This window comes from Variovorax ureilyticus (assembly GCF_050632185.1).
Taxonomy (GTDB): Bacteria; Pseudomonadota; Gammaproteobacteria; order Burkholderiales; family Burkholderiaceae_C; genus Variovorax; species Variovorax ureilyticus_A.
On the sequence record NZ_CP192579.1, the window covers coordinates 2394330 to 2417838 of the forward strand.

The 23509-nt window shown below is 67.4% G+C and carries 21 protein-coding genes and 3 pseudogenes; 7 read left to right on the forward strand and 17 right to left on the reverse strand.

The features are described from left to right. Nucleotides 1-9: 9 nt before the first annotated feature. The 5 genes and pseudogenes from tcuB to ACQ858_RS11815 all read right to left on the reverse strand — a co-directional run bounded on the left by tcuB (nt 10) and on the right by ACQ858_RS11815 (nt 5336). Nucleotides 10-1194 (reverse strand): tricarballylate utilization 4Fe-4S protein TcuB, encoded by a 1185-nt coding sequence (gene tcuB, locus ACQ858_RS11795; RefSeq protein WP_431272940.1) that lies wholly within the window; start codon nt 1192-1194, stop codon nt 10-12. Next, nucleotides 1181-2597: pseudogene (gene tcuA, locus ACQ858_RS11800) on the reverse strand (FAD-dependent tricarballylate dehydrogenase TcuA). Before tcuA ends, tcuB begins: the two are co-directional and overlap by 14 nt. A gap of 77 nt (nt 2598-2674) precedes the next feature. Continuing rightward, a pseudogene (locus tag ACQ858_RS11805) lies at nt 2675-3602 on the reverse strand (LysR substrate-binding domain-containing protein). A 16-nt stretch (nt 3603-3618) separates the two neighbouring features. Next, a complete protein-coding gene (locus ACQ858_RS11810; protein ID WP_431272941.1) occupies nt 3619-4842 on the reverse strand; it encodes a patatin-like phospholipase family protein in 1224 nt (407 codons plus the stop codon). A 42-nt stretch (nt 4843-4884) separates the two neighbouring features. Next, nucleotides 4885-5336, reverse strand: a pseudogene (locus ACQ858_RS11815) (CHRD domain-containing protein). A gap of 105 nt (nt 5337-5441) precedes the next feature. Between ACQ858_RS11815 and ACQ858_RS11820 the strand changes: the two are divergent. Next, the gene (locus ACQ858_RS11820; protein WP_431272942.1) at nt 5442-5987 is read left to right on the forward strand and encodes a DUF924 family protein; all 546 of its coding nucleotides are present in this window, start codon (nt 5442-5444) and stop codon (nt 5985-5987) included. Here ACQ858_RS11820 and ACQ858_RS11825 read toward each other — a convergent pair. Then, complete coding sequence (locus tag ACQ858_RS11825) at nt 5957-6919, reverse strand: YihY/virulence factor BrkB family protein (RefSeq protein ID WP_431272943.1); 963 nt, start codon at nt 6917-6919, stop codon at nt 5957-5959. The two genes, ACQ858_RS11820 and ACQ858_RS11825, sit on opposite strands and share 31 nt — an antisense overlap. Nucleotides 6920-6984: 65 nt before the next feature. Between ACQ858_RS11825 and ACQ858_RS11830 the strand changes: the two genes are divergently transcribed. The 5 genes from ACQ858_RS11830 (at nt 6985) to ACQ858_RS11850 (ending at nt 12902) form a co-directional block, all read left to right on the forward strand. After that, nucleotides 6985-7575, forward strand: a complete 591-nt coding sequence (locus ACQ858_RS11830; protein WP_431272944.1) for a chromate transporter — start codon at nt 6985-6987, stop codon at nt 7573-7575. Further along, complete coding sequence (locus ACQ858_RS11835) at nt 7572-8171, forward strand: chromate transporter (RefSeq protein ID WP_431272945.1); 600 nt, start codon at nt 7572-7574, stop codon at nt 8169-8171. Before ACQ858_RS11830 ends, ACQ858_RS11835 begins: the two co-directional genes overlap by 4 nt. Before the next feature lie 22 nt (nt 8172-8193). Next, entirely contained in the window at nt 8194-9150 is a 957-nt protein-coding gene (locus tag ACQ858_RS11840) for an aldo/keto reductase (RefSeq protein WP_431272946.1), read from the forward strand. 4 nt (nt 9151-9154) lie between these two features. After that, nucleotides 9155-9631 (forward strand): DUF3237 domain-containing protein, encoded by a 477-nt coding sequence (locus ACQ858_RS11845; RefSeq protein WP_431272947.1) that lies wholly within the window; start codon nt 9155-9157, stop codon nt 9629-9631. Nucleotides 9632-10004: 373 nt separating this feature from the next. Continuing rightward, the gene (locus ACQ858_RS11850) at nt 10005-12902 is read left to right on the forward strand and encodes a YadA-like family protein (protein ID WP_431272948.1); all 2898 of its coding nucleotides are present in this window, start codon (nt 10005-10007) and stop codon (nt 12900-12902) included. Between the two features lie 87 nt (nt 12903-12989). Here ACQ858_RS11850 and ACQ858_RS11855 read toward each other — a convergent pair whose 3' ends face one another. From ACQ858_RS11855 to ACQ858_RS11865, 3 genes are all read right to left on the reverse strand, one after another. Beyond that, nucleotides 12990-13856, reverse strand: a complete 867-nt coding sequence (locus ACQ858_RS11855) for an amidohydrolase family protein (protein WP_431272949.1) — start codon at nt 13854-13856, stop codon at nt 12990-12992. Between the two features lie 13 nt (nt 13857-13869). Then, complete coding sequence (gene rlmB / locus ACQ858_RS11860) at nt 13870-14616, reverse strand: 23S rRNA (guanosine(2251)-2'-O)-methyltransferase RlmB (protein WP_431272950.1); 747 nt, start codon at nt 14614-14616, stop codon at nt 13870-13872. A 230-nt stretch (nt 14617-14846) separates the two neighbouring features. After that, a complete protein-coding gene (locus tag ACQ858_RS11865) occupies nt 14847-15560 on the reverse strand; it encodes an ABC transporter ATP-binding protein (RefSeq protein ID WP_431272951.1) in 714 nt (237 codons plus the stop codon). Between the two features lie 97 nt (nt 15561-15657). On the opposite strand from ACQ858_RS11865, the gene ACQ858_RS11870 reads away from it, so the two are divergent. Then, nucleotides 15658-16212 carry an arylesterase gene (locus ACQ858_RS11870; protein WP_431272952.1) on the forward strand — a complete coding sequence of 185 codons (555 nt, stop codon included), beginning with the start codon at nt 15658-15660 and terminating at the stop codon, nt 16210-16212. Nucleotides 16213-16279: 67 nt separating this feature from the next. On the opposite strand, the gene ACQ858_RS11875 is transcribed toward ACQ858_RS11870, so the two are convergent. The 8 genes from ACQ858_RS11875 to hflK all read right to left on the reverse strand — a co-directional run bounded on the left by ACQ858_RS11875 (nt 16280) and on the right by hflK (nt 23492). Next, nucleotides 16280-16483 (reverse strand): hypothetical protein, encoded by a 204-nt coding sequence (locus ACQ858_RS11875; protein ID WP_431272953.1) that lies wholly within the window; start codon nt 16481-16483, stop codon nt 16280-16282. A gap of 74 nt (nt 16484-16557) precedes the next feature. Continuing rightward, complete coding sequence (locus tag ACQ858_RS11880) at nt 16558-17754, reverse strand: PLP-dependent transferase (RefSeq protein WP_431272954.1); 1197 nt, start codon at nt 17752-17754, stop codon at nt 16558-16560. 172 nt (nt 17755-17926) lie between these two features. Further along, a complete protein-coding gene (locus tag ACQ858_RS11885; RefSeq protein WP_431272955.1) occupies nt 17927-18451 on the reverse strand; it encodes a phosphoribosyltransferase in 525 nt (174 codons plus the stop codon). A gap of 23 nt (nt 18452-18474) precedes the next feature. Then, complete coding sequence (locus tag ACQ858_RS11890; protein ID WP_431272956.1) at nt 18475-19806, reverse strand: adenylosuccinate synthase; 1332 nt, start codon at nt 19804-19806, stop codon at nt 18475-18477. Nucleotides 19807-19826: 20 nt separating this feature from the next. Then, a complete protein-coding gene (locus ACQ858_RS11895) occupies nt 19827-20990 on the reverse strand; it encodes an ATP phosphoribosyltransferase regulatory subunit (RefSeq protein WP_431272957.1) in 1164 nt (387 codons plus the stop codon). Nucleotides 20991-21034: 44 nt separating this feature from the next. Continuing rightward, entirely contained in the window at nt 21035-21223 is a 189-nt protein-coding gene (locus tag ACQ858_RS11900; RefSeq protein ID WP_431272958.1) for a DUF2065 domain-containing protein, read from the reverse strand. 35 nt (nt 21224-21258) lie between these two features. Beyond that, complete coding sequence (gene hflC, locus ACQ858_RS11905) at nt 21259-22158, reverse strand: protease modulator HflC (RefSeq protein ID WP_431272959.1); 900 nt, start codon at nt 22156-22158, stop codon at nt 21259-21261. An 11-nt stretch (nt 22159-22169) separates the two neighbouring features. Further along, entirely contained in the window at nt 22170-23492 is a 1323-nt protein-coding gene (gene hflK, locus ACQ858_RS11910) for an FtsH protease activity modulator HflK (protein WP_431272960.1), read from the reverse strand. Between the last annotated feature and the right edge of the window lie 17 nt (nt 23493-23509).

Here is a 23509-nt window from a genome sequence, read left to right on the forward strand (position 1 = left end):
TGAAGATCGTCAGTCGGCGCCAAGGCCGATCGGATTCGGCAGCCGCTTCTCGACCGCGTGGCGCAGCAGCGCGGCGGTGCGGAAGATGCCGTGCGCGAACTTGCCGTAGGGCAGCGTGGCGAAGAGCGCCATCACCGCACCGAGGTGCAGGCACAGCAGCAGTGCGAGCGCCGGCGTATCGCGCCCGAGCCACAGCCCGAGGCCGCTCGCGCTGGTGAGGAACAGCAAGGCGATGAAGCCCAGGTCCATCGGCTTCTGCGCAGCGTCGGCCTGCAGCGGATGGCGGCGGCGGTTGAGCCGCCAGAGTCCCGCGGTACCGACCAACAGGCTCACGCCGCCCGCCACGCCGAGCAGCTTGGGCAGGCTTGGCAGCTGGTAAGGCGCGTGCCATCCCAACACGTAGTGATAGAGCGTCGCCACGCAGGTGGCCGCAAAGCACAGCACAAAGCCGTAGAAAGTGAGGTGATGGAAGCGACGGCGACGCAGCGTGTAGGCATCGTCCTCGTCATGGCAACCCTGGCCGTGGCCGCCGTCGAGGTACTTCAGCCGCAGCACCGCATCGGCGGCTTCGGCCGCCGCCGGCACGTTCAACGGCGCGCCGCTGGTCGCAGGCTTCAATTCGCGCCAGAAGCGCGCAACGCCCATGCCGAGCGCGAACACGACGAACACGAACACCGGTCCGAACAGGCTGACCAGCAGGTTGTGCGGAAACAGGTTGTAGAAGTTGCCTTGCAGTGGCACGCCCCACAGCGTGCCCTTGAACGCCACCGCCAGCATCAGGAACAGCGCAAGCCCCGCCGCCAGCGCAAGCGACAGCGTCAGGCCGTTACGCTGGTACAGCTGGCCCAACGCCGGCGGCCAGGCGTAGTCGGCGTAGGTCTGCCCGCGCACCTCGGCCATCGCGCGCGGTACGTTCACCGCGAACTCGTGGGGCGGCGCGTACTGGCAGGCGTGCAGGCAGGCGCCGCAGTTGTGGCAGAGGTTGGCAAGGTAGTGGATGTCCGCGCGGCCGAACTCCAGCCGCCGCGTCATCGCCGGGAAGACCGCGCAGAAGCCTTCGCAGTAGCGGCAGGCATTGCAGATCTGCATCTGGCGGCCGACCTCGGCCTCGCGTTCGCTCAGGATCGGGATGACGGTGCGTCCGCCGGCCGCGAGCGTTGCGGCTTCGCGCGCCAGGGCATCAAGCGATCGCATGTCGAGCCTCCTCCTTGACAGCCGTCGCGGCCTTGGCAGCCTGCGTGCCCGCGATGCGGCCGAAAGCCGTGCCGATGGCCATGCCGACACCCGCGGTGTAGCCCTTGCCCAGGACGTTGCCCGCCATCATCTCGCCCGCGACGAAAAGGTTCGGACTCGGACGGCCGCCGAAGTGCACGGCGGATTCGTCGTTCACCCGCAGGCCGAGGTAGGTGAAGGTCACGCCGGGCCGCAATGGATAGCCGTAGAACGGCGGCGTGTCGATCGGGCGTGCCCAGTGCGTCTTGGCGGGCGTGAGGCCCTCGGTGCGGCAATCGTCGAGCGCGGTGTGATCAGCAGGTGCCGACGCGGCAAGCCGCGTTGTAGGCGGTGATGGTCCGGGCGAAATCCGCTTCCGGCAGGCCGAGCTGGCGCGCGAGCTCGGGCAGGCTGTCCGCCACGGTGCCCGGAAATACCGGCGGCATGAAGCGCCCGATCGCCTTGCGGTCGATGATTGAATAGCCGATCTGCCCCGGCTGCTGCGCCACGAGCCGGCCCCAGATCGCATAGCGCTTGGGCCAGAAGTCCTCGCCCTCGTCGTAGAAGCGCTTGGCCTCGCGGTTGACCACCACACCGAGCGAGACGCAATCGATGCGGGTGCAGATGCCACCGTCGTACAGCGGCGCGCGGGCGTCGATCGCAACCATGTGCGCCTGCGTCGGGTCGCCGATCGAATCCGCGCCGGCGTCGATCATGGCCTTGAGCAGCACGCCCTCGTTGAAGCGGGTGCCGCGGATCAGGAAGTTCTCGGCCGGGCGCTCGCCGCGATCATTGACGCCCCAGGCCTCGCTGAGCCATTCGCGGTTGGATTCGAAGCCGCCTGCGGCGAGCACGCAGCTGCGCGCCTCGATCCGCTCGCCGCCTGCCGTGAGCGCGGCGACGAAGCGGTCGCCGTCGAGCTCGACCGAGACGACCGGCGTGTCATAGCGGACCTGCACGCCCAGCTTCACGGCGCTGCGGTAATAGGCGTTGACCAGCGCCTTGCCGCCGCCCATGAAGAAGGCGTTGGTGCGCGCCACATGCAGCGCGCCCGACAGCGGCGGCTGGAAGTGCACGCCATGGCTGCGCATCCAGTCGCGGCAGCAGGACGACGCGCGGATCGCGATGCGGGCGAGGCGCTCGTCGGTCAGTCCGCCGGTCACCTTGAGCAGGTCCTGCCAGTACTCTTCCTCAGGGTAGGCGTCGACCAGCACGTCCTGCGGCGCATCGTGCATGCAGCGCAGGTTGCGGGTGTGCTGGGAATTGCCGCCGCGCCATTCGCGCGGCGAGGCCTCGACCAGCAGGACGCTGGCGCCGGCCTCGCGTGCCATCAACGCCGCGCACAGCGCCGCGTTGCCGCCGCCGACGACCAGGACATCGATCATTCAGTTGTCTCCTCGTGAGGAGCACGACTCTAGGCACGCGTGGCGCCTGGCGAAAGAACGCCCCGGGCAAGGGGTCTTCAGTTTTCGTGAAGGGTCGCGCCGGCCCAGCGGCCTTCGCGCACCAGGGCTCTCGCCACGTCGACCATCACCACGCGGGTAGCCAGCGCGGCGGGTGAGAGTTCGTCATCCGACAGGCTCGCGAGCACGTTGCGGCGACCCACCTGCGCGTCCGCGATGCGGATCTGCACCAGCCCTTCATCGGTCCCGCGCGCGGTCGCCGCGCCCGGCTGGATGGTGGCGCCATGTCCGGCGCGCACCGCGTCCATCAGCAGCCCGAGGCCATCGATCTCCGCAACCACGCGCGGCACCACCCGCGCGCGCGCGAAGGCGGCGGCAAGCGTCGAGCGCAGGCCGTGCGAGGCGCTGGGCATGATCAGCGGCAGCGCGCCCAGTCGCGCGAGCCGCACCTGCCGCCCGCCCGGCAGGCCCGGCAGATCGATCCGGCCGATGACGAACAACTTCTCGTCGAGCAGCGGCAGCACGCTCCAGCGCCGCGCGGTGTCGGTCTGAAACTGCACGGCCAGATCGAGCTGGCGGGCGTTGAGCATCGCCGCCAGATGACCCGAGAGCGCCTCGACCAGATGCAACCTCACGTCCGGATACCGCTCTGCCATCGCCCGCATCAGCGGCACCCCGAGGACGGATGCCGTGGTGGGTGGCAGCCCGATGCTCACGTGGCCCGACAGCCTCGCCTGCTGGGCCGCGCGCACCGCCTCGTCGGCGTGACGCAGCGTGAGGTGGGCCTGCTGCAGAAAGGCCAGTGCCCGCGTCGGTCGGCGTGACGCCGGTCGAGGCGCGGTTCAGCAGGCGCGTCGACAGTTCGCCTTCCAGCCGGCTGATCTGCTGGCTCAGCGCGGAGGTTGCGAGCCCGAGTTCAAGCGCAGCCCGCCCCATGCTGCGCAGTTCGCAGATCTTGATGAAGTAGCGCAACTGCCTCAGTTCCACGGCGCACGTCCGCTTCTCATTCGGCAGCAGGGATGTGCGGCAGATTCATCGGATGCCGCAGGCGCCGCGCGTTCGGCTCGGTCAGGTCGAAGGTGGTGACGCCATTGGTCTGCGATGCGCTGACCAGCCACTCCGGATGATCGAGCGTGTTGCAGATGTCGCGCAGGCCGGCGTCCCAGTGCTCGTCGACCGAGGCGCGCGAGAACTCGTAGTCCTTGGATTCGAGCTCGTAGGGCTTGTCGCGGTAGATCAGGTGCACGATCTCGATCGGCTTGTGCGAGAGCGCGGCGCACACCGAGGTCACGCTGGGGTCGTCGCGCAGCCCCGGCGGCAGCTTGGCGAGCAGGTCCGCGAGCGCCTGCTGCAGGTTCATGTTCGAGGCCAGCGCGTCGGTGTTCATCCGGGTGCGACTCGAATAGGTGATGTCCTTTTGCCGCTCGATGGTCTCGGAGAGCGTGCGCGGCATGATGCCGCGCGCGCTGAACAGGTCGACCTGCAGCACCATCAGCGGCTCGCTGCGCGGATGCGCGTCAAGTACGTACTGCAACGGCGTGTTCGAGACGATGCCGCCGTCCCAGTAGTCCTCGCCGTCGATGTGCACCGGCGCGAAGCCCGGCGGCAGCGCGCCGCTGGCCATGATGTGCTCCGGGCCGATGCGCTGCGAGCGGTTGTCGAAGTAGATCGAGTTGCCGGTGCGCACGTTGACCGCGCCGACGCTGAAGCGCACGTCGTCGTGGTTGATGCGGTCGAAATCCACGAGTCGCTCCAGCGTCGACTTGAGCGGTGCGGTGTCGTAGTAGCTGAGCACCGGCGCAGCGCCGCCGAGCAGCAGCGAGGGCGAGCAGCGCGGCTCGAAAAAGCCCGGCACGCCGAACATCGCGGCCGAGGTCGCGCTCCACTGGTTGAACGAGGACCGGTCGATACCCCACCACGCGGGCACGCGCTGGGCCGGGCCGGAGGAGACCAGGTTCCAGAATTCGCGCAGCCGCTGCACCCGCATCTCGGGCGCATTGCCGGCGATCAGGGCGGCGTTGATCGCTCCGATCGACACGCCGGCGACCCAGTCGAGCGACTTCTGCCGCTCGAAGACGCCCGCGTAGACCCCGGCCTGGTAGGCGCCGAGCGCGCCGCCGCCCTGAAAGACGAGTGCCTTCCTGACACCGGGGAAGTCGAAGCTGGAACCCAGTCGGGCGGCAGCGGAGGTGGATTCGGAGGAAGAGGGTCTTTTCTTCGTGGCCATGGCGCCATTGGACACCAGAGCGGCCGCCCTCCTCCCGCGGCACTACATCTTCGGCAGCATCTGCCCGCGAATCTCGCCGCCCGGATTCGCGGCGGTGTGGACGTTGGCGTACCACCGTCCGGCCATCAGGTCGGCCGCCTGCGCGGGCGTGAGCGTCGCCGTGCCCTCGATCGGACTCGAAGCGTTGCCGAAGGGCAGTACCACGGGCGCATTCGCGCCGGCCGCGGCCGGGCCGTGGAAGTGGGCTGCGGTGGCCGGGCCGCTCAGGCCGTCGTACGTGATCTTGTACTTGAGGACATTCGTCTCCTTGTTCAGCGTCGCCTCGGCCATGCCGCTGCCGCGCGTCATGTTGGGAGGCACTTCGCTGGCCGCGTTCATGGTGCCGCTGAAGGCCACCGTGTTGGATCGGGACATCATCCCGCACCCCCGAGCGCAGCGGCCGCGATGCCGGTCACCACGAGCATGCGAAGGGGGAAGCCATAGCGTCTTGTCATGTGCGATCTCCTGGGTTGACGAGCGGCCAGCATAGGGAGCATCCGGGGCGCGCGCTGTCGGCCATCGACCCGAATTCGATGCCGCAATGGCATGATTCGTGCTCCATGAGCAAGCTCCCCACCGCCCAGGACGTCGTCCGCTTCTGGCACGAAGCAGGCCCCGGCCGCTGGTTCGACAAGAACGAGGCCTTCGACGCCGAATTCAAGTCCCGCTTCGAAGCCGCGCACCATGCCGCCGCAACCGGCGCGCTCGATGGGTGGGCCGCCGATGCCGAAGGCGCGCTCGCACTGCTGGTTCTGCTTGACCAGTTCCCGCGCAATGCGTGGCGCGGCAGCGGCCACATGTTCGCGACCGATGGCAAGGCGCTGGCGATCGCGCGCGCCGCGATCGATGCCGGGCATGACCGGCAGGTCGATCTGCAGTTGCGGCCATTCTTCTACCTGCCCTTCATGCACTCGGAGTCGCTGGCGGACCAGGAGCGCTCGGTCGCGCTCAATGCCGAGCTCGACGCCAACACGCAGCGCTTCGCGGTGCTGCACCGCGACCTCATCGCGCGCTTCGGCCGCTTTCCGCATCGCAACACGATGCTCGGGCGGCGCGCGACGCCCGAGGAGCAGGCCTACCTCGACGGCGGCGGTTTCTCAGGCTGACCGGGAGGCTCGCCCGCTCCATCGGCGCTGTCGGCGCCGTCGGCGCGCGTGGGCGACCGCAGGGCGCCCGGGCGCGGACGCCCCTTGAGCGAACCGTACTCGTGCGCATAGATCCAGGTGAACTCCACGCCGAGCAGGAAGATCTGCGCCGAGTAGTACACCCACACCAGCACTACCACCAGCGACCCTGCCGCGCCATAGCCCGATGCCACGCCGGTCTTCCCGATATAGAGGCCGATCAGGTACTTGCCGATGGTGAACAGCACCGCCGTGACCGCCGCGCCGATCCACACGTCGCGCCATTGCACGCTCACGCGCGGCATGACCTTGAAGATCATCGCGAAGCCCACGGTCACGATCGCGAAGCCGAAAGCGGAATTCACGTTCTGCGCCAGATGCGCCCAGCCGCCGAAGTACGGCGCCCACCATTCGCCGAGCGCGGCGAGGGCGGCGTTGACGATGAGCGAAACCATCAGCAGGAAGCCGATGCCCATGATCATGCTGAACGACAGCAGCCTCGTGCGCACCAGATTCAGCAAGCCGTTCGTGTCGTCGCGCGCGGGCGCACGCCAGATGCGGTCGAAGGCATCCTGCAGCTCGCCGAACACGGTGGTTGCGCCGACGATCAGCAGCCCGATGCCGGCCACCGTCGCGACGATGCCCTGCGCAGGCCGGTTCAGGTGCTCCAGCATCACCTGCACAGCGCGCGCGCCGTCGGCCCCCATGAGGCCGGAGATCTGCTCCATGATCTCGCCCCGTGCCTCGTCGCGGCCGAACACCAGCCCCACCACCGAGATCACGATCAGGATCAGCGGCGCAAGCGAGAACACCGTGTAGTAGGCCAGCGCCGCCCCCATGCTCGGGGCGTAGTCCGCCCGCCACGATTCGAAGGACTGCCTGCAGAGGTCGAACAGCGCGCGTAAGGCTTTCATGCGCGCAGTGTCGCAGCCTTTGGGCGGCCAGCGCGCCGCGAAGGCGCCGCGCATAATCGCCCGCGATGCATCAGGCCCTCCATTCGGCGGAACCGGCGAGCGACCGGCCGCGCCCCCAGTCCGTTCGCGATCTCTTCTTTTCCTTCACCTGGCTGGCCCTGCAAGGTTTCGGCGGCGTGCTGGCCGTCGTGCAGCGCGAGATGGTCGAGAAGAAGCGCTGGCTCACCCCGGACGAATTCCTCGAAGACTGGGCGGTCGCGCAGGTGCTGCCGGGGCCGAACGTGATCAACCTCGCGCTCATGATCGGCGACCGCCACTTCGGCCTTCGCGGCGCGATCGCGGCGCTGGCGGGCATGCTGACGGTGCCACTGGGCGTGATCCTCGTGCTCGCGGTGCTCTACGCCCACTACGCCGGCAATCCCCAGGTGGCAGGCGGGCTGCGCGGCATGGGTGCCGTGGCCGGCGGGCTGATCGCGGCGACCGGCATCAAGCTGATCCCGGCGCTGCGAAAGCATCCGCTGGGCTTCGCGACGTGCCTGGGCATCGTGGCGCTGGTGTTCTCGGCCATCGCCCTCGCACGCGTGCCGCTGGGCTGGGTCCTGATCATCGTGGGCGGCGTCGCCTGTGTGTGGACGTGGTGGAGGCTCGACGCATGAGCATCACGATGCACTGGCACGACTGGCTCGCGCTTTTCACACAGTACATGCTGCTCTCGCTGCTGTCGATCAGCGGCGCGATCACCACGGTGCCCGACATGCACCGCTACCTGGTCGCGCAGCACGGCTGGCTCACGGATGCGCAGTTCAGTTCGTCAGTGGCGATCGCACAGGCGGCGCCGGGGCCGAACGTGCTCTTCGTCGCGCTCATGGGATGGAACGTGGGGCTGAACGCCGGCGGCGGCATCGGCGCCGGCCCGCAGGCCTGGCTGACGGGCCTGCTCGGACTCGCAGTGACGATGGTCGGCATCATGCTGCCGAGCACCACCCTCACCTACTTCGCGACGCGCTGGGGCCACCGCAATCGCACCCGGCGCGGCGTGCGCGCCTTCAAGCAGGGCATGGCGCCCGTGGTGGTGGGCCTGCTCATCGCGACCGGATGGGTCCTGGCATCGGGTAACCATTCGGGCAACGCGCCCGCCTGGCATCTGTGGATGCTGACCGGCGTCACCGCCTTTATCGTGTGGCGCACCCGCATTCATCTCCTCTGGCTTCTGGGCGCCGGGGCTTTGCTCGGCGCCGTGGGCTTTGTCTGAACCTTCATCAAGGAATCGATCCATGCAACTGCGCACCCTCGGCCGCTCCGACCTCCAGGTTTCCCCGCTCGCGTTCGGCGGCAACGTCTTCGGCTGGACGGCGGATGAAGCCATGTCCTTCCGCCTGCTCGATGCATGGGTGGACGCGGGCTTCAACTTCGTGGACACCGCCGACGTGTATTCGCGCTGGGTGCCGGGCCACAGCGGCGGCGAGTCCGAGACCCTCATCGGCAAATGGCTCAGGCAGACCGGCAAGCGCAACCGCGTGGTGCTCGCCACCAAGCTCGGCAAACCGATGGGCGAAGGCAAGCAGGGACTGTCGCCGGCCTACATCCGCGAGGCGGTGGAAGCGTCGCTGCGCCGGCTGCAGTGCGACCACATCGATCTCTACCAGTCGCACGACGACGACCCGGACACGTCGCTTGCGGACACCGCCGCCGCCTTCGCGGAGCTGATCAAGGCCGGCAAGGTGCGCGCGATCGGCGCCTCGAACTTCACGGCGCCGCGACTGGCCGAGGCGCTCGACGTTGCCGAGAAGGCGGGCCTGCCGCGCTACGAAAGCCTTCAGCCCCTCTACAACCTCTACGACCGCGCGGTGTTCGAGAAGGAACTGGAGCCGCTGTGCCCGGCGCGCGGCGTCGGCGTGATCAACTTCTACGCACTGGCGGCGGGCTTCCTCACCGGCAAGTACCGCACCGAGGCCGACGCGGCCAAGAGCGCGCGCGGTGCAAGCACGACGAAGAAGTACCTCAACCCGCGCGGGCTGCGCATCCTCGATGCGCTCGACCAGGCGGCCAAGGCGACCGGCGCGAAGCCGGGGCAGATCGCGCTGGCCCGGCAGATCGCACGGCCCTCCGTCACCGCGCCGATCGCCAGCGCCACCTCGATCGAACAGCTCGACGAACTGGTCGCCGCAGCACAGCTCAAGCTCGACGCCGACACCGTCACGATGCTCGACAAGGCCAGCGCGGAGGAATGAAGGCATGAGCAGCACCGACCCGCTCGCCCCGCCCTCCCTCGACTATTTCGCCGACCTCGAAGTCGAGGTCGGGAAACCGCAGGTGCTCGGCCAGAGCCCGCGCGGCATGCGCCGGCTGGTGCCGATCACCGGCGGCCGCGCCCGCGGCAACGGCTGGACCGCACGGGTGCTGCCGGGCGGCACCGACTTCCAGCTCATCGTGAGCGACACGCTCTCCGAGCTCGATGCGCGCTACGGGCTGGAGACCGATGCCGGCGACCTGATCTACGTGCAGAACCACGCCGTGCGCGCGGCGCCCGCCGATGTGATGGCGAAGCTGCTGCGCGGCGAGCCGGTCGATCCGGCGCAGGTCTACTTCCGCTGCAATCCACGCTTCGAGACGTCGTCGAAGGCGCTGGGGTGGATCAACGACCGCATGTTCGTCGGCGTCGGCGTGCGGCACCCGGCGCAGGTGGTGATGCGTTTCTTCGCGCTCGTGTAGCACCAGGATCCCGGCTCGCGTTCCTCGTTGTTGAACCGCCCGGTACCGCGAGGTGCCGGGCGGTTTGCCTTGTATGCACCATGAATGTGCATCGAACCTGACGGGGCGCCCCCTGTGTGAAAGACCGCACGAATGGCACGCGCGATGAGGCTCACAGCCATTTCGCCAGGACACATCCAGACGATTCTCATATCCCCCCTGCGACCCGCTCTCTACAGTTGAATGCATCGGACAACTAGGTCTTTCTTGGTACATGGCAGCACTCTCGAGTGATGTTTCTGCCAGACCCGTCGTCAGACAGTGCGGCCCCCGTCCCGAGACCCCGCCTTCACAGCCGCCAGTGAGGGTCATTCACCAAACTGAGAGGAACACAATGAACAAGTCGTATCGCAGCATCTGGAACGAAGCACTGGGCGCCTGGGTCGCAGGAGCAGAAAACACCAAGGCCCGCGGCAAGCGCAGCAAGTCGCGTTTGGTTGCCAGCGCGGGCGGGTTTGCGATGGTCATGGCCGGCACGCTCGGACTGGCTGGGCTTGCCAACGCACAAAACTATACCGCCGGAGGTGCAACGGCAGGCAGCGTGGCCACCCCCGCGAGTGGATGGAACAACCCCCTGCAAAACCCGGTCAAGGGAATCTACGACACTGCGGTCGGCAACGCCGCCTACGCGACGCAGGGCGGCACGGCATTTGGCGACACCGCGGTGACGAGCGGTTTCTTCGGCGTCGCGCTCGGCGCCTATAGCGCTGCGGCCCACCATGCAACGGCCGTGGGTTCCGGCACGATGGCAACCGGTAACGATAGCTCGGCGTTCGGCTACAACGCACTGGCTTCCGGCTCCAGTTCACTGGCCATCGGCGTCTGGAGCAAAGCCGCAGGTGACAACACGGTCTCACTAGGCAACAACGCGAATGCCTCGGTCGCCAACTCGGTGGCGCTTGGCGCAGGTTCGACCACGACGTCCAACTTGGCTGCCAACGGCTACAACTCCGGCTCGGCCGCGCTGTCGGGCACCGCATCGACCGCCAACGGCGAAGTCTCGGTCGGATCGGCCGGCAAGGAACGCCGCGTGACGAACGTCGCCGCTGGTGCTGCGGCCACGGACGCCGTCAACGTCAGCCAGCTGCAATCGGAAGCCGCGAAATCCAACGCAATGGGCAACGCCACGGCGGCAGCCCTGGGCGGCGGCGCGGCCTACAACGCAACCACCGGTGCCATCACGGCACCGAGCTACACGGTCGGCGGCAAACCCTTCGGCAACGTCGGTGGCGCACTCACCAACCTCGACGGCCGTGTCACGCAGAACACGGACGCCGTCACCGCCATGGGCAACAACCCGATCACGTTCGCAGGCAACACCGGTACGGTCGCCAAGAAGCTAGGCGAGACGGTGACGATCACGGGCGCTGGCACCACGGGCTCTTTCTCGGGCGGCAACCTGAGGACCCAGGTCGACGCCAACGGCGTGCTGCAACTGCAGATGGCCGACAACGCCGCCTTCACCTCGGTGACGGCCGGCAACACGAAGATGGACACCAACGGCGTGGCCATCGTCGGCGGTCCGAGCATGACCACCAGCGGCATCGACGCCGGGAACAAGGCGATCTCCAACCTGCGTGACGGTTCGGCCAGCACCGATGCGGCCACCGTGGGTCAGGTGAACAAGGCAGCGGCCGATGCCGCAGCCAACGCCACGGCCGACGCGGTCAAGTACGACGACGCCACGCACTCCAGCGTGACGCTGGGTGGCGCCGGTGCCTCGGCTCCGGTCAAGCTCGGCAACGTCGCCGACGGCGCGGTCTACGCAGACAGCAAGGACGCGATCAACGGCGGTCAGCTGTATGGCGCTTCCCAGAAGGTGGCCGACGCGCTGGGCGGCAACGCATCGGTGAAGGCCGATGGCACCATCTCCGCACCGAGCTACACGGTCGGCGGCAAGCCCTTCAACAACGTCGGTGGCGCACTCACCAACCTCGACGGCCGTGTCACGCAGAACACGGACGCCATCGACAACCTGACCACCAACCTGAACAACGGTTCAGTCGGCCTGGTGCAGCAGGCTGGCGCTGGTGCCAACCTGACAGTGGGCAAGGCCACCGACGGCGTGGCGGTGGACTTCGCCGACAAGGACGGCAACACCCGCACGCTGAAGAACGTCACGGCCGGCGTCGCGAACACCGACGCGGTGAACGTGTCGCAACTCAAGGCAACGGGCCTGATCGACGCCAACGGCAAGACACTGGATGCGGTCACTTACGACGCGGGTTCGAACAAGGGTTCGATCACCCTCGGCGGTGCGAACGGCACCCAGATCAAGAACGTGGCGGCCGGCACGGACGACAGCGATGCAGTCAACGTGAGCCAGCTCAAGAAGGCTGGCCTGGTCGATGGTTCCGGCAATACGCTCGACGCGGTCACCTATGACGCCGGCTCCAACCGCGGCAAGGTCACCTTCGGCAACGCAGGCGCCCCGCCGGTTCTGCTGTCCAACGTTGCCCAGGGCATGGCGGACACGGATGCGGTGAACGTCGGTCAGCTGCGTGGTGTCACTTCCGCCATGGGCGGCGGCGCCAGCATCGATGCCAACGGCAACGTGGTCGCACCGAGCTACATCGTGAACAACACGGCGTACACCAACATCGGTGACGCCCTCACCAGCCTCTCGGGCCAGATCGGCGCCGTCGGCGACGCCAAGCAGAACGTGATCGAGAAGACCACGATTCAGGCGAACTCGCACTTGGCGACCAGCGGCGATGAAAGCCGCGCGGCTTCGGCCATCGGCGACAACGCCGTGGCTCTCGGCGCCGGTGCAACGGCCTCGGCCAGCAACAGCGTCGCCCTGGGTGCAGGTTCGGTCAGCGACCGCGAGAACACGGTCTCTGTCGGGTCGGCAGGCAACGAGCGTGCGATCGCCAACGTGGCAGACGGCGTCATGACCCACGACGCCGTCAACAAGGGCCAGCTCGACAGCGTGGCTGACAACGCGAAGGCCTATACCGACCAGCGCGTGAACCAGGTCCAGCAGCAAGTTGGCGACGTGGCGCGCAACTCCTACAGCGGCGTCGCAGCGGCCACCGCCCTGACGATGATCCCCAATGTGGATCCGGGCAAGAAGTTCGCCATGGGCGTGGGCGTCGGCAGCTTCAAGAACTACGCGGCCATGGCCGTCGCCGCCAGCGCTCGCCTCAATGATCGCGTCACGATCAAGGCAGGCGTGGGCATGAGCGCAGCAGGCAGCACCGTCGGCGCCGGCGCGACCTACCAGTGGTAAGCGTCCGACGAGGGAAGGTGGCGGTATCGGCTGACTCCGCCTGAGCCGCCAAACAAAAGGACCGGTTGCACGACAACCGGTCTTTTTTCATGGCTCGCCGAAGCGATAGAAGGCGCCGGGGTTATGCACCAGCAAGCGCTCCCGCAATTCGGCATCGGGCGCGATCTGCTCCAGCGCATCGACCAAGACACCGTCATCCGGCACGTGGTCATGCAATGGATGCGGCCAGTCGGTGCCCCACAGGCAACGATCCGGGAATTCGCACACCAGCCGTTGAGCAAGCGCCACGCCCTCGGCATAGCCGGCAGTGCGGGAAATGCGATCGATGCCGCTGACCTTGACGCGGAACAACGGGTTTTTCATTGCCCTGCCGAGCGCCACGAAGTCGGGGTGCTCCGCCCCCACCGCGGCATCGACGCGTGCCATGTGGTCGATCACGACCGGCACCGCGCTGCCGGCCAGAGGCTGTACCAGCTCGTGGATCAGCCCTCGCTCAAAGTGCACCTGCAGGTGCATGCCGAGGGGTTCGAGGCGCCGGCTGAACGCAACGACGCCTTCCACATCGAACGCCGCGCCGGAATGCCGCGCGAAGTTGAAGCGAACACCCCGGAAGCCCACGCGGGCCAGCCGCTGCAGCTCTTCGTCGGGGACGTCCAGCGGGAGCAGCGCGACGCCGAGGTAGCAGCCGCCCCCGGCCGCGATGGCGTCTTCCACGACACGATTGTCGAAGCCGTGGCAAAGCGATTGCACGATCACGCATCGCCCGATGCCGAGATGGCGGTGCAGCGCGAACAGCGTCTCCTTGGGTGCATCGGCCGGCGTGAAGCTGCGGTCTTCCGCGAAGGGAAAGCGCGCAGCCGGTCCGAACACATGGACATGCGCATCGCATGCGCCGGCGGGCAGCCGCAGCCGCGGCGCCGAAGGGTTCGGGTTGAAGGTCAATGCGGGCCGCATTGCCGGTCGCGCCTCAGCCGATCCTCTGGCGCATGGCCTCGTAGAGGCACACGCCGCTCGCGACCGAGACGTTGAGGCTCTCGACCGCCCCCGCCATCGGGATGCTCACCAGTTCGTCGCAGGTCTTGCGCGTGAGCTGGCGCATGCCCTCGCCCTCGGCGCCCAGCACCAGCGCCAGAGGGCGCTTGAGGTCGCACTGGTAGAGCGTGCCCGGTGCATCGTCGCTGGTGCCGACGCACCAGATATTGCGTTCCTTCAGCTCGTTGAGCGTGCGCGCGAGGTTGGTGACCATGAAGTACGGCATCGTCTCGGCCGCGCCACTCGCCACCTTGGCGACGGTGGCGTTGATGCCGGCTGCGTGGTCCTTGGGCGCGATGACCGCGTGGGCACCGGCGCCGTCCGCCACGCGCAGGCAGGCGCCGAGGTTGTGCGGATCGGTCACGCCGTCGAGCACCAGTAGCAGGGGCATGGTGCCCGCGGCTTCGAGCCCCTCGAGCAGTTCGTCAAGCGAATGGGTCTGCGGGATCGGCTCGACCCGGGCGGCCACGCCCTGGTGGCCGTGGCTGCCCGCGAGCTTCGACAGACGCGCACCATCGGCCTCGATCAGCCGGACCCCGGCCTCCTGCGCGCGTGCGATGAATTGCCGCATGCGCGCATCGCGCCGGCTGGCATCGAAGAGCACCTCGATCACGGATTTCGGCGTGGTCTTGATGCGCACGCCCACGGCGTGGAAGCCGAAGATCACTTTGGGGGAAGACATCCGGGGGATTATCACAAACACCCCCATGCCGCTTCGCGGCTCCCCTCTCTCGCCTTCGGCGGGAGGGGGCAATCCCGGCGGCCCGGCGGAGCCGGTTCCGCGGGAGCACTTGGCTTACCCCCAGGCTCGCGCACTTTGTGTCGCTCTCCACCCCCTTTAGGGGCAACCCCAGCGGCCCGGCGGAGCCGGTTCCGCGGGATTCCTGGCGTCGCCTGCGCCAGACTCATCGTTCAGGCGCTGCTGCGCTCCTCGGCCGCGACGCGGCCGGCTTCGATGGTGATGCGACGGTCGCAGCGCGCCGCGATGGCGCGGTCGTGCGTGACCAGGACGAGCGTGGTGCCGAGCTCGCGGTTGAGATCGAACATCAGCTCCATCACCTGCTCGCCGGTCGCGAAGTCGAGGCTGCCGGTCGGCTCGTCCGCCAACAGCAGCGCCGGCTGCACCACGAAGGCCCGCGCGAGCGCCACGCGCTGCTGCTCGCCGCCCGACAGCACCTTCGGGTAATGGCCAAGGCGCTGGCCGAGCCCGACACGCTCGAGCATTTCGGTCGCCGCCTTGCGCGCGTCCTTGCGATCGGCCAGTTCGAGTGGCAGCATCACGTTTTCGAGCGCGCTCAGGTTGCCGAGCAGCTGGAAACTCTGGAACACGAAGCCGACCTTCTGCGCGCGCAGAGCCGCACGTTCGTCTTCGTCGATGGCGAACAGGTCCTCCCCGGCGAGCTTCACGGTGCCGCGGGTGGGTGTGTCCAGGCCCGCGACGATCGACAGCAGCGTGCTTTTTCCCGACCCCGATGCCCCGACGATGGCGACAGTCTCCTTGGCGCCCAGCGAGAAGTCGATGTCACGCAGAATGTCCAGCGTTCCGGTGGAGTCGGTGACCGACTTGAAGACATGCTCGACGGCAACGATGGCTTCGGAAGAGTCACCCGGTTGGATTGAGGACATTGAAAGGTTTCGCGTAGTGAATCGACGTCACTTTATCTTGAGCGGCGCGGCGGCAGGGTTTTCCATTTCCGGCCTGGCCGCCACGGGTAAGCCGCCAGTGATCCTGGTGCTTGGCGACTCGCTGTCCGCCGAATACGGGCTCCGGCGCGGCGATGGTTGGGTGCCCCTGCTCGAGAAGCGCCTCGCGGAACAGAAGATACCGGCCACGGTGGTCAACGCGAGCATCAGCGGCGACACCTCCGCTGGCGGGCGTTCGCGGCTGCCCGGGCTGCTCGCCCAGCACCAGCCGACGCATGTGGTGCTCGAGCTAGGCGCCAACGACGCGCTGCGCGGCCTGTCGCTCACGAGCACCGAGGACAACCTGCTCCAGATGACCAAGGCCGCGCAGGCCACGGGCGCCCAGGTGCTGATCGTCGGCCTCCAGGTGCCGCCCAACTACGGCAGCGACTACACGCGGCGCTTCGAGGCGATCTTTCCCAAGGTGGCGGGCACGGCAAAGGCGTCGGTGGTACCGTTCTTGCTGAAGGGCGTGGCGGACAGCCCCGACGCAGCGATGCTTTTCCAGGCCGATCGCATCCACCCCACCGCGGCCGCGCAGCCACGCATGCTCGACAACGTCTGGCCGCCGCTGCGGAAGATGCTGCCCAAGTGACCCCCAAAAATAAAGCCGCTGCGGCCTCACGGCGCAGCGGCTTTATTTCCGATTGAAACGGGCCGACTCAACCGTTCTTCGTGGGCAGGCTGGGAATGGTCGGCGGGTCGCGTTCGAGCGAAGCCACGTCGGTTTCCGGATCGCCCGGCGCGAGCCCATCGCTGCTGGGCGTGAGCTTGCGTTGTGCCTTTTCCCGGGCCTTGTCTTCCTTCTTCTTCTTCTTGGCTAGTTCTCTCTGTCGCTTCTCATAGCCGTAGTTGGGTGTTGCCACAGGCTGCTCCTTCAAAGGCAGGCAGTCACGGTAACTGCACTTCGACGCACACTGTACGCGATATCGCTCCGCCTTCAGAGTGCCCCGAGCGCCTGCTCGAGATCGGCGCGCAGATCGTCCACGTCCTCCAGACCGATCGACAAGCGCACCAGCGTGCCCTTATGCGGCCAGGGTGCGACGCTCGGGTCGCGCATGAGGCCGATGTCGTAGGGCACCACCAGGCTGATCGGACCGCCCCACGAGTATCCGAGCTTGAAAAGCGACAGGCTGTCGCAAAAGCGGTCGACCTGCTCGGTGCTATAGCGCGCATCGAGGACGACCGAGAAGAGTCCGGCGGCCAGGTCGGCGGTGCCGCAGAGGCGCAGCCAGTTGGAATGTCCCGGCGAGCTTTCGAGCGCGGGATGGAGCACCTGCGCGATCTCGGCGCGGTCCTGAAGCCACAGGGCCAGCTCGCGCGCGCTGCGATCGTGCGCCGCGTAGCGCAGGGCAATGCTGGGGAGGGAACGCAGCACCGTCTCCACGTCGCCCACGCCGACCCCGTAGCCCATGCGCATGTGGGTGAGCTTGATCGCGCGATGCAGGCGCTCGTCGCGCGTGGTCACGCTGCCCATCAGCACGTCGCCGCCGCCGCTCGGGTACTTGGTGAGCGCATGGATCGAGATGTCGACGCCCTGCCCGCTGCCGTTGAAGTCGAACGGCGCGAAGGCCAACCCTGCGCCCCAGGTGTTGTCGAGCGCGACGATGACGCCGCGGTCGCGGCAGATCTTGGCCAACGCGGGCAGGTCCGGAAACTCCATCGTGACCGAGCCCGCCGCCTCGACCCAGACCAGCTTGGTTCGATCGGAGATCTTGGCCGCGAGATCCGCCGGATTCATCGCGTCGTACAGCCGGTGGGTGATGCCGAAATTGGCGAGTTCGCCGCTCGCCAGCGCCTTGTTCGGCCCGTAGGCGTTATCGGGGATCAGGACCTCGTCGCCGGTCTTCAGCAGCGCGAAGGAGACCAGCGAGATGGCGGCAAGGCCGCTGGGGACCAGCAGGCATCCGGTGCCGCCTTCGAGCGTGGCGAGCCGCTCTTCGAGCGTGAAGGTGGTCGGCGTGCCGTGAAGGCCGTAGGTGTACCCCGCCTTGGTCTTCCAGTCCCGCGCGCGCATTGCAGCCACATCGGCGAAGAATACGGTCGATGCCTTGTACACGCCCACCTGGGGCGAGCCGAACTTCGCCGGGGGCACATAGGGATGGTGGATCAGGTCGGTGATGGGCTTCGTGGGCATGCTGGAATGTAGCCCACTGCTTGCCGAGGCCCACCCATACGCCACATCGGCCGAGCGCAGCGAGCCCCTTCGCGGGCCGCCGCGGAACCGGCTTTGCCGGGCCGCAGGGCGGCGCCCCCAGCAGGGGGTGTCCGAGCCACACGAAGTGGGCGAGGCTGGGGGCGAGCTGTTGTTACACCGACCACTTTCCCATCAGCTTCTCGGCGCCCAGGGAGTCGTAGCCCTCGAAGGGCTGGTGGATCCACGGATTCGTCGGCAGGAACTCGACCGAATAGTCGGGCGTGAAGGTCGACAGCGCCTTGGTCCAGAGCACCGCGCTGCGCAGCTCGGTGATCGGCTTGTAGCTGCTCTTGAGCATCTCGACCACCGCGTGCAGCGTGTGACCCGAATCCGCGAGGTCGTCGACCAGCAGCACCTTGCCCGCGATCTCGCCCTTGGGCGTGGTGATGTAGCGCGCGATGTCCAGGTGCCCCTGCACCGTGCCGGCGTCCGCCCGGTAAGAGCTGGTCGACATGATCGCCAAGGGCTTGTTGAAGATGCGCGAGAGAACGTCGCCCGGCCGCATGCCGCCGCGCGCCGGGCACAGGATGGTGTCGAACTGCCAGCCCGATTGGTACACCTTGATCGCGAGCTTCTCGATCAGGTTGTGGTACTCGTCGTAGCTTACGTAGAGGTGCTTGCCGTCTTCGGTCAACATGAAGGGTCGTCTCCTGCGGTGGGTCAGTCTGCGAGATAGGGATGGCGCATCATGATCGTGTGGTCGCGATCTGGGCTCGTGGAGACCATGTGGATCGGCACGCCAGTGACCTGTTCGATGCGTTGCAGATAGAGCCGCGCATTGACCGGCAGCTTCTCGTATTGCGTGACGCCGACCGTGCTCTCGCTCCAGCCTTCGAGGGTCTCGTAGACCGGCGTGCAGCGCTCGATCTCGTCCGCGCCCATCGGCAGGATGTCGGTGTATTCGCCGTCGAGCATGTAGCCCGTGCACAGCTTGAGTTCCTCCAGGCCGTCGAGCACGTCGAGCTTCGTGATGCACAGGCCGCTCAACCCGTTGACCTGGGCCGAGCGCTTGAGTAGCGCCGCATCGAACCAGCCGCAGCGGCGGCTGCGGCCGGTGGTCACGCCCTTCTCGGCGCCCACCGTGCTCAGGTGGTAGCCGACCGTGCCGGGCTTTTCCCAGTCGAGCTCGGTCGGGAACGGACCGCCGCCCACGCGCGTGCAGTAGGCCTTGGTGATGCCGAGGATGTAGTGCAGCAGGCCCGGCCCGACGCCGGAACCGGCGGCGGCATTGCCCGCCACGCAGTTGCTCGAAGTGACGTACGGGTACGTGCCATGGTCGACGTCGAGCAGCGTGCCCTGCGCGCCTTCGAACAGCAGATTGGCGCCGTCGCGATGCGCGTCGTTGAGCTCGCGCGACACGTCGGCCATCATGGGCTTCAGAAGTTCGGCGTGGCGCATGGCCTCGTCGTAGACGTCGTCGAACCCGATCGGCGCCGCGCCCAGCACCTGCGTCAGCACGTGGTTGTGCAGCTCGAGCAGGATCTTGAGCTTGCTCGCGAAGCGCTCGGGATGCTTCAGGTCCTGCACCCTGAGCGCGCGGCGCGCGATCTTGTCTTCATAGGCCGGGCCGATGCCGCGGCCGGTGGTGCCGATCTTCTCGATACCGCCCTTTTCGCGGTACGCCTCGCGCGCGATGTCGAGTGCCGCATGGAAAGGCAGGATCAGCGGACAGGCCTCGCTGATGCGAAGGCGCGAGCGCACCTCGACGCCGGCCTTCTCGAGACCCTCGATCTCCTCGAACAGCTTGGCTGCCGAGAGCACCACGCCGTTGCCGATGTAGCACTTGACGCCAGGACGCATGATGCCGCTCGGGATCAGGTGCAGGGCCGTCTTCACGCCGTTGATGACCAGCGTATGGCCCGCGTTGTGGCCGCCCTGGAATCGCACGACGCCCTGCGCGCTCTCCGTCAGCCAGTCGACCAACTTGCCCTTGCCCTCGTCGCCCCATTGGGTGCCGACGACGACCACGTTTCTTCCGGTGGTTACGCTCATGATGTTTCGCTTCAGAGGATTCAGATGGCTTGCACGCGCCATTGGCCGCCGTGCTCGACGAGCTCTCGGTCGCAATGGAATTCGTCGATTTCGCTGTCGTGGCCGGGCAGCACGCACACGACGGTCTCGCCCTTGCCGCGCAGGGCGGCGATGGTCTTGTTCAAGGCCTCCGCGTCGCTCCATGGCGCGCGGATGGCGGAACGCAGCGGCTGGGCGGGCAGCACGCCCACCAGCTCGCGCACGTCGAGGCTGAAGCCGACCGCAGGGCGGTTCCGGCCGAACACGGCGCCGACTTCGTCGTAGCGCCCGCCACGCACCAGCGCGTCGCTGGCGCCGGTCGTGTAGATGCCGAAGCGCATGCCGCTGTAGTAGGCGTAGCCACGGAGATCGGCCAGATCGAAGCTGACCTTCGCGCCGTCGATCCGGCCGGCAAGCTGACGCAGGTCGGACAGCGCCGCCCGCACGCCGGCAATGTCGGGCAGCACCTTGGCCGCTTCGTCGAGCACGGCGACGTCGCCGTACAGCTGGACGAGCGCACGCAGGCCTTCGCGCGACTGCGCCGGAAATCCAGCGGTGAGTTCGCGAAGGCCGCTGGCGTCCTTGGCGGCCAGCGCGGCGTGCACCCGGCCGATCACCGCGGCATCGACAGGCACGCCGGCGAACAGCGCGCGCACGATGCGCGCGTCGGCCATGTCCACGACCACCGGCGCCTGCGCACGGCCGGTGACTCCGGCTGCATTCAGACAGTCGAGCGCGAGGCGAAGGATCTCGGTGTCGGCTTCGAGTCCGGCATGGCCGTAGATCTCGGCGCCGAACTGCAGCGGCTCGCGCGTCGCATGCGGGCGGTCAGGCCGGGTGTGGAGAACGGGGCCGCAGTAGCAAAGCCGCGTGACGCCGGCCCGGTTGAGCAGATGAGCATCGATGCGGGCGACCTGCGGCGTGGTATCGGCCCGCAGGCCCATGCTCCGGCCGGAAAGCTGGTCCACCAGCTTGAAGGTCTGGAGATCGAGCGCCTCGCCGGTACCCGAAAGGAGGGATTCGAGATGCTCCAGCAGCGGCGGCATGACCAGCTCGTAGCCGAAGGCACGGGCGGTATCGAGCAATTGGCGTCGAAGTTCTTCGATGTGGCGCGCCTCGGAAGGCAGCACATCGGCAATGTGATCCGGAAGGACCCAGGCGGACATGGGGATCGGCGGCGTGGTTAAACCGGAATTCTACCGGCACCGCGTCAGGCCAATAGCCAGAGCAGGAACAGCCCCAGAAGAATGCTGCAAAGGCCGAAGAACCGGAGCTGCCCGTCCCGCAACTGCATCAGCTGGCCGAAGCCCTTTCGCCATCCGCCGGGCGAGAAGAACGGCAGCAGCCCTTCGATCACCAGCACCAGCGCGATGGCATTCCAGAAGGTATCGGAGTCCATGACCGACTTCAGCCCGACGCCACCCCGGTCCGCGTTCAGCGCCGCGGCGCGTTCGAAGTGGAGCCGGAGCTCTGCATCGAGCGGAAGAAATCGGACGACGGATCCAGGATCATCACGTCGCTCTTCTTGTTGAAGCTCTGCTTGTAGGCATCGAGGCTTCTGTAGAACAGCGCGAACTGCGGATCGCGTCCGAAGGCTTCGGCGTACAGGTTCGCGGCGCGGGCATCGCCCTCGCCCTTGATCTTCTGCGCATCGCGGTAGGCGTTGGCGACGATCACCTCTCGCTGGCGGTCGGCGTCGGCGCGGATCTTCTCGCCTTCGGCCACGCCGGTCGACCGCAGTTCGTTGGCCACGCGCTTGCGCTCGGCCTCCATGCGGCGGTAGACGGATTCGGTGATGGCCTCGACGTAGTCGACGCGGGTGATCCGCACATCGATGATGTCGACACCCCAGGGCTTCGCGCCCTTCACCACTTCCAGCACCTCGCGCTGGACGTCCGACATCAGCTGCTCGCGGCGCACAGAGATCAGGTCGCGCACGGTGCGCTTGTTGATGTTTTCCTGGAAGGCGTTACGCACCACACGATTGAGCTGCACGGCACCGGCGTTCTCGTCGAGGCCGACGTTGCGGATGTATTCCGAGGGATTGGTGATGCGCCAGCGCACGTACCAGTCGATCACGACGCGCTGCTTTTCGGCCGTCAGCATCGGTTCGGGATCGAGGCTCGACAGCGTCAGAAGACGCTTGTCGATGTACGACACGTTCTGGAACGGCGGCGGAAGCTTGAAGTTCAAGCCCGGTTCGGTGATGACTTCCTTGATCTGGCCCAGGGCGTAGACCACGCCGAACTGGCGCTGGTCGACCACGAAAAGCGTCGAGCTGGCCAGCGCGAGCACGACGAGGATCGAGGAAACGATGAATCCGATTCTGTTCATGGGGTCAGTCCTCAGCGCGCGTCGCGGTCACGTGAGCGGCCATCGCGCGCCCGGGAATCGGCCGGCGCGACCGGAATGACGGACGACTGCGGCGGCGCGGTCCCAGCCACGTTGGGGCTCGCGGCATCGGACGGGGTGGCAGCGTTGTTCTGGGCGGACATCTGCATCAGCTTGTCGAGCGGAAGATAGAGCAGGTTCGAGTTCTGCTTCGAATCGACCATCACCTTGGTGGTGCTGCTGTAGATCTGCTGCATCGCGTCGGTGTACATACGGTCGCGCGTGACCTGCGGGGCCTTCTGGTATTCGGCCAGCACCGAGCTGAAGCGCTGCGCATCGCCCTGCGCCTGGGCGATGATCCGCGCCTTGTAGGCTTCCGACTCCTCCTTCAGGCGAGAGCCGGTGCCGGTGGCGCGCGGCACGACGTCGTTGGCATAGGCCTGCGCCTCGTTCTTGGTGCGCTCGCGCTCCTGGCCGGCCTTCAAGACGTCGTCGAACGCTGCCTGCACCTGTTCGGGCGGACGCACACCGCCCTGCTGAAGGTTGATCCCGACGATCTCGACGCCGACCTTGTAGCGGTCGAGGATGGTCTGCATCAGGTTGCGCACGCGCGGGGCGATCTGGTCGCGCTCGTCCGCCAATGCCGCGTCCATGCGCATCTTGCCGACCACTTCGCGCACCGCGGTTTCGGCGACCTGCACCACCGCATCTGCGGGCGCCTTGCTTTCGTAAAGGAAAGCGCGCGCGTCGTTCAGTCGATACTGGACCGCGAACTTGATCTCGACGATGTTCTCGTCCTCGGTCAGCATGGCCGATTCGCGCAGGCCGGTGGAGCGAACGATGGTGTCGCGCCCGACGTCCGCGGAACGAATCTGCGTAACCACCACCACCTCGTGGCGCTGGATCGGATAAGGCAGACGCCAGTTGAAGCCGGCGCCGACCGTCGCCTTGTAGCGGCCGAACTGCGTGATGACCGCCTGCTGGCCTTCGTTGACGATGAAGAAGCCGGTCCCGAGCCAGATCAGCACAGCCACCGCCGCCACCAGGCCGATCCCGAAGCCCGCGTTCTTCATGTCGGGCTTGAGGCCGCCGCCGTTGCCGCCGCTTGGGCGGTCACCACCGCCACGGCCGCCGAAGAGGCCGCCGAGCTTGCGGTTGAAGTCGCGCCAGAGCTCGTCGAGGTCCGGCGGCCCCTGATTGGGCCCCTGCCCGCGCGGGCGATGGTTGTTGCCAGAAGGCGGCGGCGCCGGAGGCTCGCCGTCCGGCCGGTTGGCGCTGGGACGGTCGCCGTCGGAATCGTCACCACGGCCCCACCGGCCGTCGTTCAGATTGAACATGCCGTGAAACCTTCTCC